Annotated in this window: 12 protein-coding genes and 2 pseudogenes; 13 read left to right on the top strand and 1 reads right to left on the bottom strand. The window is 43.0% G+C overall.

Annotated elements, in window-relative coordinates; all coding sequences use genetic code 11:
* The 13 genes and pseudogenes from B9G53_RS29165 to B9G53_RS21575 form a co-directional block, all read left to right on the top strand.
* Positions 1-118 (top strand): annotated as a pseudogene (locus B9G53_RS29165) (IS630 family transposase); the annotation flags it as partial.
* Between the two features lie 175 nt (positions 119-293).
* Positions 294-566 (top strand): hypothetical protein, encoded by a 273-nt coding sequence (locus tag B9G53_RS21525; RefSeq protein ID WP_254923764.1) that lies wholly within the window; start codon positions 294-296, stop codon positions 564-566.
* A gap of 144 nt (positions 567-710) precedes the next feature.
* A complete protein-coding gene (locus B9G53_RS21530) occupies positions 711-2,063 on the top strand; it encodes a cytochrome P450 (protein ID WP_094535518.1) in 1,353 nt (450 codons plus the stop codon).
* A 188-nt stretch (positions 2,064-2,251) separates the two neighbouring features.
* Positions 2,252-2,500 (top strand): type II toxin-antitoxin system Phd/YefM family antitoxin, encoded by a 249-nt coding sequence (locus B9G53_RS21535; RefSeq protein WP_094535519.1) that lies wholly within the window; start codon positions 2,252-2,254, stop codon positions 2,498-2,500.
* Positions 2,493-2,762, top strand: coding sequence for a type II toxin-antitoxin system RelE/ParE family toxin (locus B9G53_RS21540; RefSeq protein WP_094535520.1), 270 nt, complete (start codon positions 2,493-2,495; stop codon positions 2,760-2,762). The genes B9G53_RS21535 and B9G53_RS21540 overlap by 8 nt, the downstream gene beginning before the upstream one ends.
* Before the next feature lie 159 nt (positions 2,763-2,921).
* Entirely contained in the window at positions 2,922-4,517 is a 1,596-nt protein-coding gene (locus B9G53_RS21545; protein ID WP_094535521.1) for a CHAT domain-containing protein, read from the top strand.
* A gap of 170 nt (positions 4,518-4,687) precedes the next feature.
* Positions 4,688-4,873 carry a PCP reductase family protein gene (locus B9G53_RS21550; RefSeq protein WP_094535522.1) on the top strand — a complete coding sequence of 62 codons (186 nt, stop codon included), beginning with the start codon at positions 4,688-4,690 and terminating at the stop codon, positions 4,871-4,873.
* On the top strand, positions 4,870-5,793 hold the full coding sequence (gene murQ, locus B9G53_RS21555) for an N-acetylmuramic acid 6-phosphate etherase (protein ID WP_254923765.1): 924 nt from the start codon (positions 4,870-4,872) through the stop codon (positions 5,791-5,793). The genes B9G53_RS21550 and murQ overlap by 4 nt, the downstream gene beginning before the upstream one ends.
* Positions 5,794-5,914: 121 nt before the next feature.
* Entirely contained in the window at positions 5,915-6,229 is a 315-nt protein-coding gene (locus B9G53_RS21560) for a DUF3067 family protein (protein WP_094535586.1), read from the top strand.
* 308 nt (positions 6,230-6,537) lie between these two features.
* Positions 6,538-9,318: a GAF domain-containing protein gene (locus B9G53_RS21565; RefSeq protein WP_094535523.1), complete on the top strand. Its 2,781-nt coding sequence runs from the start codon at positions 6,538-6,540 to the stop codon at positions 9,316-9,318.
* Between the two features lie 42 nt (positions 9,319-9,360).
* Positions 9,361-9,897, top strand: a complete 537-nt coding sequence (locus tag B9G53_RS21570; RefSeq protein WP_094535524.1) for a DUF924 family protein — start codon at positions 9,361-9,363, stop codon at positions 9,895-9,897.
* Between the two features lie 337 nt (positions 9,898-10,234).
* Positions 10,235-10,744: pseudogene (locus tag B9G53_RS29170) on the top strand (GAF domain-containing protein); the annotation flags it as partial.
* A 12-nt stretch (positions 10,745-10,756) separates the two neighbouring features.
* Entirely contained in the window at positions 10,757-11,839 is a 1,083-nt protein-coding gene (locus B9G53_RS21575) for an adenylate/guanylate cyclase domain-containing protein (protein WP_369683012.1), read from the top strand.
* Between the two features lie 133 nt (positions 11,840-11,972).
* Here B9G53_RS21575 and B9G53_RS21580 read toward each other — a convergent pair whose 3' ends face one another.
* On the bottom strand, positions 11,973-13,187 hold the full coding sequence (locus B9G53_RS21580; protein WP_094535526.1) for an HD domain-containing protein: 1,215 nt from the start codon (positions 13,185-13,187) through the stop codon (positions 11,973-11,975).
* Between the last annotated feature and the right edge of the window lie 117 nt (positions 13,188-13,304).

Below are 13,304 nucleotides of genomic sequence, written 5' to 3' on the forward strand. Positions count from 1 at the left end.
CTATCATTTATGTAAATCTTTTGCGACAGTTAAGTTCTTTTTTGAGTTTTTTACTCATCGACAAATTTTTAATTTCCCAAAGCTTTTTACCTATGGCTTTTTCTCACAAATCATTTAGGATTGCTATATGCAAGGGTTTGGTGAATAATGTCAAAGGTCGTAATCGCGGATACAGGTGTCTTAGTAGCCTACCTTATGCCTAATGACAAATTCCATCAATGGGCTGTCACCTCATTATCAGATGTGCGTTATCCCCTCCTGACCTGTGAACCAGTTCTAACAGAAACCTGTTTTTGTTGCAAAAAGTCCGCTCAGGCAAAGAAAAGATTTTGCAATTAGTTAGTCAAGGCTACATTGAAATAGCTTTTCAACTAAGAGATGAAATCGAATTTATCGAACAGCTAATGCAAAGCTACTCATCAGTTCCAATGTCCTTAGCTGATGCTTGTTTAGTCAGAATGTCAGAAATCTACCCAAATGCATCCGTACTGACAATCGATAGCGATTTTAGGATTTATCGCAAGCTCCGCAACCAACAAATTCCAGTGATCATGCCTGATTCTTAGATTCTGACTCATCACCCTTGCTCAGCAATACTACGACAAAGCCAAAACCATCTATCAACAACTCGGCGCAATCAAAGACTTAGAACGTATTGAACAAGAGTGGCTGATATAAAATAAAAACAAACCGAAATCAAAAAACACAAAATGGTCACCGCAATTAACCCCATCGAAACCATCTCGTTATTGCAACAAATTCAATGGGTCGCCGATCCTGTGGGTTATATGGAGACAGCAGTACGAAAATATCCAGATATATTTACAGCCAAAATTGTTGGTTTCGGTAGCTCGATTGTATTTGTGAACGAACCCCAAGCCATCCAGCAAATCCTCACCAACGATCGCAAACAATTTAATGCCCCAGGGGAACTGAATGGGATTTTAAAACCAATCATGGGCGATGCATCGGTAATGATGCTAGACGGCGATCGCCACAAAAAGCGGCGACAACTAGTAATGCCCTCCTTTCATGGCTCACGGATGCAAAACTATGGACAGCTAGTCTTTGAAATAACCACCAAAGTATTCCAAAAATTAGAAGCCAATAAAACTCAAAATAAGAGTTTTTCTGTCCGCGATGCCATGCAGGACATCTCGCTACAAATTATCCTACAGGCAGTATTTGGTTTATATGAAGGCGATCGCTGTCAGCAACTAAAAAAACTGATGAGCCAAATGACCGAGCTATTTAACTCACCCTTCACCTCAGCAGCCCTCTTCTTTCCATCTCTACAAAAAGATTTAGGTGCTTGGAGTCCTTGGGGCAACTTTGTCCGACAAAAAGAACAAATCGATAAATTAATCTACTTAGAAATCGCCGAACGTCGCGCCCATCCCGATCCAAGCCGCACTGATATTCTAGCAATGCTCCTATCCGCCAGTGACGAAGAAGGAAAGGGAATGACCGATCTAGAATTACATGACGAACTACTTGCTTTGTTACTAGCAGGACATGAAACCACAGCCACAGCCATGTCTTGGGCTTTATATTGGATTCATCACTTGCCAGATATCAAAGAGAAACTATCGCATGAGTTAAAGAGCGTCACCGATCCAACGGATTGGATGAGCATTTTTCGATTGCCTTACCTAACCGCAGTTTGCAACGAGACTCTACGCATTTATCCAGTAGGAATGCTCACTTTTCCTAGAGTGGTTCAAGAGCCTGTGGAACTATTGGGGTATAAACTTGAGTCAAATACGATTGTGCTTGGTTGCATCTATCTCTTACACCATCGTGAAGAATTGTATCCTGAGCCTAATCAGTTCAGACCAGAGCGATTTTTAGAGCATCAATTTTCGCCCTATGAGTTTATGCCCTTTGGTGGCGGTGTGCGTCGCTGTGTAGGTGAGGCTTTAGCCCAATTTGAGATGAAGATCGTTTTGGCAACAATTCTATCTAATTTTGATTTGGAGTTAGCCGAGCATAAACCAGTTAAGCCACAACGCCGAGGTGTCACTCTTGCTCCTGCTGGTGGCATCAAAATGACTTTAAAATAGAAGTTGCCGTAAAACCGATTTTTGATGGTGCGGCTTCGCGCACCATCAAAAATCGGTTTCTCATTAAATTGCAGTACCTTTAGCTATTTCTGTAAGATCGCTGATTAATTTGTTTTTGAGACAGGTAATCATGGCTAAAATAGCTAAAATGGCTATAATAGCTAAGAGCAAAATTAGGAGCAGTAACCATGAAAACATTAGGTGCATCAGAAGCTAAAAACCGCTTTGGAGAACTATTAGACCTAGCTCGTAGAGAACCAGTGCAAATAGCTAAAAAAGGTCGTAGTGTCGCAATTATGATGTCAATTGAGGAGTTTGAGAGATTTTTAAATTTAGAAAATCAATTTTTGGCTTTAAAAGCAGAACAAGCTAGGCAAGAAGGTTTTATTGGTATTACAGAAAGTGAAGCTTTACTATCAGAAATTCTGAATGCTTAAGATTAACCTGTCTCGACAAGCTGTTAAGCGCTTAAAAAAACTACCAGATAAACACGCCAAACAAGTAGCAATCAAAATTACCGAACTGACTTCAAATCCTTATCCTCAAGATTCTCTAAAATTGAAAGGATATCCCTATCACAGAGCCGATATTGGTGAATATCGAATAGTTTATTGTGTGGACGAACAAACGCTAGAAATCCTACTAATTGATAAACGGAACGATGATGAAGTCTACAAACAACTGAAAAGAATGATGTAAAAAACAATCAACCAGTTAAGCCACAACGCCGAAGTACGACAATTGCCCTGCGGGTGGACTCAAAATAACTTTAAAATAGAAGTAATTCTAGTAGCGTGGCTTCGCCACGCTACTAGAATTACTTCAGAGAACCCCAAGGAAATTTAGGAGCAAACTCATATGCGATATTTTCTATTATGGTCTCTTTCCTTGATATTCGCGATGCTGTCGTTGAATGTTCCCAAATCTGCACGATCGCAATCCAATTACCCATCACGATATCCCGATAGCAATGAAAATCATTCACGACCTCCTTCTAGCGGCGGGCTTGATCCGTTTATCATTTTAAACCTGATCAATTCTTTAAGTCGTTCTGGCAATAGTGATCAACAACAGGTGGATCTGTCCCCTGATATTGCCGAAATTCGTGGACAAATTGGGAGACTATACTTCCTGTTAGCAAGGCAATATGCTGTCCAAAATCAATTGCCCCAAGCTTGTAATGCCCTCGAAAAAGGATATAGCGCGGAACTAGAGGCTTATTTACGCAAACGGATGCGATCGCTTCAACCCGACAGTAATGACTGCTATGCCACAGAAGTGGATCGGATTTCTAAATTGACAGGTAGCCCGACAGCGCTAATTTATGTCACCACTTCTAAAGGTGGTTTAGAACTAATTGGCGTACCACCTTCTAGCCCCAATCGACCTGCGGGAATATTCTCGCGGACTCGGATTGGCGCTAAATCTTTACAGGAAAAATTTGGAATTCCATTGGCTCAAAACAATCAAACCAGTGGGACTCCATTTCGGAAGGTTGCCTATAACGTTACGACTGAAGACGTTGATCGCGTGATCATTGACTTTCGTAACAATTTGCGCGACACCAGTTCCGAAGACTTTTTACCACAGTCACAGCAGCTTTATGATTGGGTAGTGCGCCCAATGGAACCTGAGCTAGAAAAGTCTCAAGTAAAAACCCTTGTATTTGTGATGAATGGCAATTTGCGCGTCGTGCCACCAGCCGCATTCCATGATGGCAAGCGTTATCTGATTGAGAAATATGCAGTCACGACGATTCCATCTTGGCAGTTAACAGAACCCAACCATCCCGATCGCGCTCTGACTCCCCAAATTCTAGCGATGGGCTTATCTGAATCTGTCGAAGGCTGGTCGCCCTTACCTGCTACCAAAGTAGAAGTTGAGACGATTTCTTCGCAGGTGTTAGTTGGCAAAAACTTTATGAATAGCTCTTTTACCAAGGATAATTTGCGATCGCAAACTAGTAGTCAAAATTTTGGGATTATCCATCTTGCTACCCATGCCAAATTTGTCAAACAGTCACCAGAGGAATCTTTCATTCAATTTTGGGGCGATCGCTTACAAATGAATCAAATCTCGAAGATGAATCTAGTGACGGATTTACTGACTCTTAGCGCCTGTGAAACCGCAGTGGGACAAAATCTAGGCTTAGCAGGTTTAGCAGTAGATTCGGGTGCAAAGAGTGTCTTGGCTTCTCTCTGGACAGTCAGTGATGCAGGTACGGCTCCCTTAATGATTCGTTTTTATCGTGGACTGCCTACAGCACCCAGCAAGGCTATCGCCTTGCAAGAAGCTCAATTAGCATTTTTGCATGGTGAAGTAACGATTAAGAATAACCAAATCCTTGGAATCAAAGGATTTCCGAATATTCCATTCCAAGTCGATACCAGAGGCGTTGATCTAAAGCATCCTTACTTTTGGTCTTCCTTTACCTTAATTGGTAATTGGTTGTAAGTAGCAAACCCCAAAAGCTGTGGCGCACGCGCAGCGTGCGCCACAGCTTTTGGGGTTTGCTGGAGACGACCTTTTCGGGTTTAAAGCATGATTGTAAATCTACACGAAGTAAATTTTGCTGAAAACTAAGGTGATGGCATACTAGCGATCGCTAGTTTATAGAGAAAACCATGCAAAAATCGGATTATGATGAGGGCTTAACTTGGACTGCCGAGGCAAAAGTCAAGTACAAAAATATTCCCTACTTTGTGCGATCGCAAGCGCGTCAAAGAATCGAGCAACTCGCTCAAGCCGCAGGTAGTGATACGATTACCGCAGAAATTGTCGAAAAAGCAAGAGTTGAGTTTGGACAGTGAATAGCGCAATCAATAGTGCAGTGAACAATGGCGATCGCGGTTATTTGTTGACCGAGCAAGCAAATCCCCATAGCCAAAATTTGGATCGACTCAGTGCCTTAGAAATTGTTGAACTGTTTAACCAAGAGGATGCTAAAGCCGTTGCCGCAGTCGGTATCGAAAAAGAAGCGATCGCCGCCGCGATTACGATGATTGCTGAGGCGATCGCGAGTGGTGGTCGATTGTTTTATGTGGGTGCTGGTACGAGTGGTCGGCTTGGTGTGCTAGATGCTGCTGAATGTCCGCCCACTTTTTGTAGTGATCCTGAACTGATTCAAGGCGTCTTGGCGGGTGGGATGAATGCTATGGTACGCAGTTCCGAAGCCCTCGAAGATCGCGAAGATGACGGCAAAGATGCGATCGCCGAAAGAAATATATGCGATCTCGACGTTGTCTTTGGCATTACCGCAGGCGGAACCACACCCTATGTCCACGGAGCGCTCAACGAAGCCAAGTATCGAGGTGCGAAAACGGTCTTTTTTTGTTGCGTGCCACCTGACCAATTTCCCAGCCAGTACGATATCGAGATCCGTCCATTAGTAGGAGCCGAAGTTTTGACAGGATCAACCAGACTAAAAGCTGGGACAGCTACAAAACTCGTACTAAATACGATCTCCACGGGTGTGATGGTGCAGCTTGGTAAAGTTTATGGCAATCGGATGATTGATGTCGCTGTCACCAATAGCAAGCTCGAAGATCGCGCCATTCGGATTATTCGCGATCTCACATCGAGCAGTCGTGAGGATGCAGCCCAATTGCTAGAGCGATCGGGCAAGCGGGTGAAATTAGCTTTGTTAATGCATTGGAAAAATTTAGATATAGCTACTGCCGAGAAATTATTGCAAGATGCTCAAGGTCATTTGGGTAAGGCGATGATGTAGGGTGTTTTTAAAACCCTTACTGGGTTTAGTTTTGAATTCACAAAAGTGTGCCGACACTTTTGTGAATTGGTATAAGATGTTTTACAGCGCTTTGCGCTGTAAGCAAAAAAATTTAGAAACTATGACAGGCGCAGAACTCCGTCAGGCGATCGCCAACAAATGGGACTATTCCTATGACGTACAATTACGCAAAACACAGGGTAAAATTTTCTTGCAAGTAATGTGGCGCTATCAAGAGCAACAATCCTTTTCAATGAACGAAGCCGAATTTATTCAACATCTGGACACGATCGCCTCCTATCTCAGTGATTGGGGTGTAGTTGAGCAAGTCCAAAAATTTATTGAAATGACCAAGGAACGCCCCAGACTCGGTAAAGCGGTGAGCATTCCTCTGCAAATCGGTGAGCGATCGCTAGAATGGCTTATAGGAAGCTAATTCTCCAAGATGAGGTGTTGTAGCGCTTTGCGCCACAACACCTCATCTTGGATGGGAAGGAAATAAATACTAAAAAGTTGCGCCCCGCAGGGGCGCAACTTTATGGGTTTAGATAATTTATTTTGGATAAGTACTTATCCAAAGTTAATAAAAATCAATAAAAGTATGGTGTGTTGCTGACTTTCTAAGCTAAAGATTGTACGATTGTGTTGGAATACTTTTGATAATCTTAAATTTCTAAAAAATTTCATTTTATTTCGCTACGTCGCTCTAACCATACCTAAGTCTAAAAACGTCAGGGCAAAAATATGAGTCAAGCAGGAGCTAACCCATGGGATCGCCAATTTGTTAACCTTGGGCGAATCATGCAGTTCTTGCGTGATGAGGACAGTATTGACAACCTATTGACTGCAACCCTCGATTATCTTCGAGACAATTTTGAGTACAAACTGCTCTGGATTGGGCTGTATGACGCAGAAAACCACCGACTTACAGGTAAAGGTGGGACGACCCCTGCGGGTGAAATCAAATTTTTAAAAGAGCGATTTAATCTCAATGCGGGTGATCTACTTGATCAGGTGATTTTGCAACGCAAGCCTGTACCGATCGCTGATCTGCGTCAAGAGAAACGTAGTGGCGAATGGCAAAAATTAGCCCAAAAGTTCGATATTCAAGGCACATTGCTTTGGCCGATCTACCATCGCGATCGCAGCTTTGGCGTAGTCCTTTTAGGTTCGACCCTATGGAATGTTACCCCGCGTAACGAAGAAAGAGCCAGACTATCGGTTGTTCTTGGTACGCTTGGGTCAACCCTCAGTCGTCTTGATGATGAGTGGCATCATCACAACACCAAGCGTCCTGATGAGCCATTACTGCAAATCCTCTCAAAAATCCGCAATGTTCCTGCACTTAACGAGCGCCTTGAAGAGATTGTGCAGGAAACCCATAACTTTGTCATGCCCGATCACACCAGCATTTATTGGTTTGAGCGTGAACATCAATATTTCTGGCGGAGGATTGCCAATCGCCAACCAGGTCCAAAATCTAAGCAAGCTGTGGACAATACGGCTGGAGTAACTGTCCAAAACGCCCCTAACCTTTATCAGGCTTTATCCAAAGATCAGGTAGTGGTGGTAGTTGATGCTAAGTCTATGACCAAGGGCGAAGTTAGCAATCGGGTTATGGAACAATTTGGGGCAGTTTCGATTATTATTGCGCCGATATTTTTTCAATCAGAACTCTTAGGCTTTTTGTCAGTGGAAGGTGATGAACCCCGACTCTGGACAGATGATGAGCGTAATTTTGTGCGCGGTGCGGCACAACTAGCTGCCATTACTGCACCCCTAGAAGAAATGGAAGTGACTCTTGACCGCATTGCTTCCGATCAAATTCTCACCGCAGGGATTGCAAGGGCGATCTATTCCGATAATGATTGGCAAAGCGCTCTCGATCAAGCTGCGGAACAGCTATGTCAGCGTCTAGGTCTAGAACGCTTTTGGGTGGCAACCTACGACAAAGATAACGATGTATTTAAGATTGATTTTCAGTATCATCCTAAAAATCGCCGCCCGCTCCCCACGATCTTGCCAGGATTAGCTCCCGTTGATGTGCAGATGATGGAGCAGTCTCCCGATGCCGCAACTGTCGAAAATCTCGATAGCGATTTTAAGTTTCTCTCATGGCGAACGCCCTTACTTGATCTAGATGTGCGATCGATGATCGTTAGTAGTACTTCGATTGGGAAGTCCCTCGAAGGTATTCTCGCTGTTGCCCACGAAGCGCCACGCACATGGTCACGCCCAGAACGAGAAATGGTGCAAGCAGTGGCTCAACAGATTGGATTAATTGTTCACCAAAATGAATTGCAGCGCTTGTCCGATGAACGTCAAAAGTCGCATCAGGCGGTTCAGTTTGGTTTAGTTGCACTGCAACAATGCAATGCTCTTGAGAAACTGCATCACACAGCCACGCAGTTAATGGCTCAGGTTACCCAATCGCCTCTAGCTGTACTAGTAGTATGGCTCCCTGGTCGGCAAGGTGGACAAATTGCTTCAGTATTTGCCAGTCGTGACGAATATCAACTCACAATTAGCGAAACTCTGTTGGCGATCGAAGAAGATCCTCTTGCCCAGTGGGCGATCCAAAGTGAGGGAATTCTGCCTCTGAGTATTCACGATTTGCCAGAACAGACGAAAGCTTGGCTAAATGCACCTGCCCTTGGACATTTAATGGTGACTGCGTTACGCACAACTCCTGAACATCAGCCGACAGGGATGATTTTGGTTGCTGATCGCGTGGGACGACGCTGGATCGATCGCCAATTGCAAGCATTTAACATGTTAGCTAATCAGCTAGCTTGGTCGCGCCGCCATCTCTTACTAGTTGATCACCTCAAGCACAATCGTCAGGAATTGGAACGTCTCAACTGGTACAAGCATCGTCGTCTAGAAGATATCTATCGCACTGTTAGCACTGGAGTGCAGCGTTTATTAGATACTGATGCTAGGGCAAATGGCACTGGCGGCATTAATAACATTACTTTGCAAAGTTCTCTCAAGCAATTACAGGGTTCTCTATCGCCACTCCCACAAATTATCCGTAAGGAGCAATGGCGGTTGCGTCCTAACTATGAAACTGCCCCCCTTGCAGGTATGCTCAAACGGGCTTTAGAGCGCGTTGATTCGTTGGTAAAACAACGGCAAATTTGGTCGCAGGTACATAACCAAGCCAATGTGGTCGTGGGTGGTGACATCGCTAAGATGGAAATGATTTTAAACGAGTTGTTGTTGTTTGCTTGTGGGCGATCAGAGGTTGGTGGTCGCATCGATCTCTGGTGTCGTCAGATTGACGAAAAGCTTTTAGAACTATCAATTACTGACTACGGTGTGGTTGATGCGTCTTTACTGCAAGAGCTTCATCAAGGTAGAGCGATCGATCCGCTATCACCTTCGTTACTAGATCAACCCCCTGGGCTACATCTCGCGATTTGTCAAAGTCTGATGCTAGAGGCGGGTGGTGAGCTATCTCTCTATCAACTAGAGGATAATCGCATTCTCAGCCGTCTCATCTTGCCTCTTTCTAGCTCCTAACTGATGCTCCAAAGGAAGTAGTTATTTGATTTGGGATCGACTATGTACAAAGACATTTTGACATTTTGGTTTGAAGAAATCGATCAATCTCAATGGTGGAAAAAAGATAATGATTTTGATAACTTGATCATTGAGCGATTTGCAGAAGTTCATGCCAAAGCTATTCAATGCGAGCTTTTTGAATGGAGAGCAGATCCTAGGGGGAGACTTGCCGAAATCATTGTTCTCGATCAATTTTCAAGAAATATGTTTAGAAATTCATGGCGAGCTTTCGCCCATGACTCATTGGCTTTGGCTTTATCCCAAGAAGCGATCGCCTCTAAAGCAGATTTAGAGTTAACCCCAACAGAAAGGATCTTTCTTTATATGCCTTTTATGCACAGTGAATCCCTGAAAATACATGAAATTGCTATGGATTTATATCTGAACATCGGCATTCAAAACAATCTGGATTTTGAGATTAAGCACAAACAAATCATTGAGAAATTTGGGCGATATCCCCATAGAAATAGCATTTTAGGAAGAACCTCCACAGACGAGGAAATCGAATTTCTAAAGCAAGCAGGATCGAGTTTTTAACGATTATCAAAATGGCTACAACAAAAAAATACAAAACTAAACCCCAAGAGGGAAGCGTCGCAACTCCCTCTTGGGATTATAACAATTCACAAAAGTGTGACGATACTTTTGTGGGTTAAACAACAAACCCAGTAAGGATTTTAAAAACATACAATGGCGTAGCCATTGTATGTTTTGGTATTAGCTATAGATGTTCAGTAAAATGTCTGATGCTACAAATTGATTATTTGAGTTAGGGTTGAGCAAGTTTTTCAGGCTCTGATTGATATATGTCATTGTTCCAATTACGATCGCAGATCAATTATTTGCCCTCAAGATGCGGGGATAAATAAAATTGATGAGCGCAACAAATGAGGCAAATCAGTCACAGGTTAATCTTGTTGCAGCATTCCAAGCTGCACAGGATATTTCACGAGAGTTAAATGTTGATAAGTTAGTTAATCTTAGTCTTTCAGCATTACTAGAGTTATCGGAAGCACAATCAGGCGTTGTGATTTTAGCGAATGGTGAAAAATTTGTGATCGCTGCCATGATTTCGGAGCGATCGCCAAATTTAGAAATCGAACAGAGTCTGACTCTTGCCAATGCTGATGTTTCTAGTTTGCCAATATTAATGGTGCGTTATACCCTCGACAATCGCACAGAAACCATCTGGAATCAAGACAATCTCGATTCTCATTTTGCTGACGATCCCTATTGGTTAGCGCATTCTCCTCAAGCAGGGGTATGCATTCCTCTAAGCGAGGCTGGTGAACTATTGGGAGCAATTTATTTAGAAGATCGCCTTAGTCAAAAACTACTGCAAACTGATTACTTACAAGTTTTACGATCGCTCTGTCAACAACTCGCTATTTCCCTTGTGCGATCACGTGAATTCTCCAATATTACCCAACGCAAAGAATTTGAAGAAGCTTTAAAGCGCAGTAACTCACTTCTGACAGCCCAGCGTGAAGCCTCTGTTGATGGAGTGTTAGCAGTAGATGAGCAAGGACGGATTGTTAGCTATAACAATCGATTTTGTGAGTTATGGCAAATTCCTGAATCAGTTCTCCAATCTGTGGAATTTGGGGGGTTGCTGAGCCTCTTGCAACATCACCTCCAACTGCCTGATGGATTAGTTGAAGCCCTTGAAAATGCCTATGATTCTCCTGAGAAGTATACTCAACAAGAAATTTATCTTGCCGATCGCCGCGTGATTGATTGCTATTCAGGACAGGTGCATTCTCCCGACGGTAAGTTCTATGGGATGGTTTGGTATTTTCGCGATGTCACAGAACGCATTTGCATACTTCAAGAACTGCGAGCCGAACAAGAACGTTCTGAGCGGTTATTGCTGAATATGTTGCCTGAGAAGATTGCCAAAAAACTCAAGCATAGTCGCGCCTCAATGGCGGATGGATTTGAAGAAGTATCAGTTCTATTTGCGGATATCGTGGGCTTTACCGAACTTTCTTGTAATATGTCACCAGTCCAGTTGGTCGGTCTGCTCAACCGTATTTTTTCGATGTTTGATAATTTGTGTGATCAATACAAACTCGAAAAGATCAAAACCATCGGTGATGCCTATATGGTGGTGAGTGGATTACCTGAGCCAAGAACCGATCATGCGGCGGCGATCGCCAATATGGCTCTCGATATGCAGAAAGCAATCTCTCAAGTTAAGTCCCGTGAAGGCATCCAAATTTCGATGCGAATTGGCATTAATTCGGGTCCAGTCATTGCGGGTGTGATTGGAACGAAGAAATTTATTTATGATCTTTGGGGTGATACGGTCAACGTCGCTAGTCGGATGGAGTCATTGGGAACACCGAAGTGTATTCAAGTTACCGAGGGTACATATTTACGGTTACGCGATCAATTTAATTTTGAGCAACGTGGTTTGATTGCTGTCAAAGGCAAAGGCGAAATGATGACCTATTGGCTAGTTGGAAAAGTTAATTAAAAAATGGGCGGGCAAAGCCCGCCCATTTTTTAATTAACAAGAAATTTTTTGAGCGCAAAGCGATGGAATTAAAAACAAAACCCAGTAAGGGTTTTAAAAACACAAAAGAGCATAGCCCTTTTGTGTTTTGGGATTACGGATGCACTAGCCACGCTCTTTGAATTGGCTGCACGATCGCCTGTACCAGTGGCGATAACCTTGCAATATCCTGTAAACCTTGCTCAGTCTGGACATTGATCCCTTGTTTGTAAATGCTATAACCTTTAGTCCGCGCCACCCGAATTCCACAATAGTACTTAGGTTCTAGCCCTTGAGAAGTTAATTTCTCGCGCCAACTTTCGAGACTCTCCTGTTGCTGAATGTCATCTAAATGCGAAATATCAGTAGCTCGGAATAAATCGCGATCTAAAAAACGACGACATAAATCCGCAAGCGTGCGATCGCTGCTATCGCGCCATCGATACATATGATAGGCAAACACGGTGTCATCGGAGGCGAAATATTCCTCACAGGTAAGCGATTGCGGATCTTGAGTTAGCCAAGCCGTCATGGTGCGATCGCTAAATATTTCTCCCACAGAAATTAAAATCTTTGCCCTCCGAAAAATCCTTTCTAACAAGAATCTTGCCGCTAGGTTTTTGGGATGGTTGTAAACCTGCAAATACATAAAATAGCGCACAGTCAAATAATGCTCGATCGCTACCATCCCCTTTCGCCCAATTACTAAGTTCTGAGAAATTGGATCAAAACGTAGAGCTAATAAAATGCGATCAAGATCTAACTGTCCATATTTAGCACCCGTGAAATAACTATCACGTTCTAGATAATCAAGGCGATCGCAATCGATTTGACTAGAAATTAGTTGATAGATTAATGGCACTGCATATTTTTTGGTAAATACTTTTTCTAAGTCAGTAATTAAGTCCGTCGAAAAGTTATTGAGAACCTCAGTAATTTTGCCGAACTTTAATAATCGTAAAGTCCATATTTCATGATTACTTCCAAACACTTCTTCCGATGCATGGCTATAGGCTCCATGCCCAAGATCGTGAAGCAACGCCGCGACTAAGACAACTGTCCGATGGATCGTCAGATAAGGATATTTAGTGGCGATCACATCAAAGGCACGACGGGTCAAAGCCATTACACCTAGAGAATGGGTGAATCGTGAACCCTCAGCCCCATGAAATGTAAAATAGGCAATATCAAGTTGGCGAATCCGTCTCAAGCGCTGGAATTCAGGTGTATCAATTAATTGAATTAATAAAGCTTCAGTGCGATCGTTGCTATCAAGAGTAATCGCGCCATGGATAGGATCGTTATAGGTTCGAGACTTGCCAAATAACATAGAGTTTAGATGTGCTGTGATACAAATCACATTGCACCGACTACAGATATCATAAGTTAATAAGCAGACATATGATTTTTACATCTGCTTTTTGCCTTAGTTTTTTGACAATGTTTC

Source organism: Pseudanabaena sp. SR411, assembly GCF_002251945.1.
Lineage (GTDB): Bacteria > Cyanobacteriota > Cyanobacteriia > Pseudanabaenales > Pseudanabaenaceae > Pseudanabaena.

Excerpts from the sequence above, each read along its gene's own strand:
- B9G53_RS21560 (WP_094535586.1), top strand. The coding sequence starts at position 5,915 with ATGACAGGCGCAGAACTCCGTCAGGCGATCGCCAACAAATGGGACTAT.
- B9G53_RS21540 (WP_094535520.1), top strand. The coding sequence starts at position 2,493 with ATGCTTAAGATTAACCTGTCTCGACAAGCTGTTAAGCGCTTAAAAAAA.
- B9G53_RS21550 (WP_094535522.1), top strand. The coding sequence starts at position 4,688 with ATGCAAAAATCGGATTATGATGAGGGCTTAACTTGGACTGCCGAGGCA.
- B9G53_RS21535 (WP_094535519.1), top strand. The coding sequence starts at position 2,252 with ATGAAAACATTAGGTGCATCAGAAGCTAAAAACCGCTTTGGAGAACTA.
- B9G53_RS21570 (WP_094535524.1), top strand. The coding sequence starts at position 9,361 with ATGTACAAAGACATTTTGACATTTTGGTTTGAAGAAATCGATCAATCT.
- B9G53_RS21580 (WP_094535526.1), bottom strand. The coding sequence starts at position 13,187 with ATGTTATTTGGCAAGTCTCGAACCTATAACGATCCTATCCATGGCGCG.
- B9G53_RS21545 (WP_094535521.1), top strand. The coding sequence starts at position 2,922 with ATGCGATATTTTCTATTATGGTCTCTTTCCTTGATATTCGCGATGCTG.
- B9G53_RS21565 (WP_094535523.1), top strand. The coding sequence starts at position 6,538 with ATGAGTCAAGCAGGAGCTAACCCATGGGATCGCCAATTTGTTAACCTT.
- B9G53_RS21530 (WP_094535518.1), top strand. The coding sequence starts at position 711 with ATGGTCACCGCAATTAACCCCATCGAAACCATCTCGTTATTGCAACAA.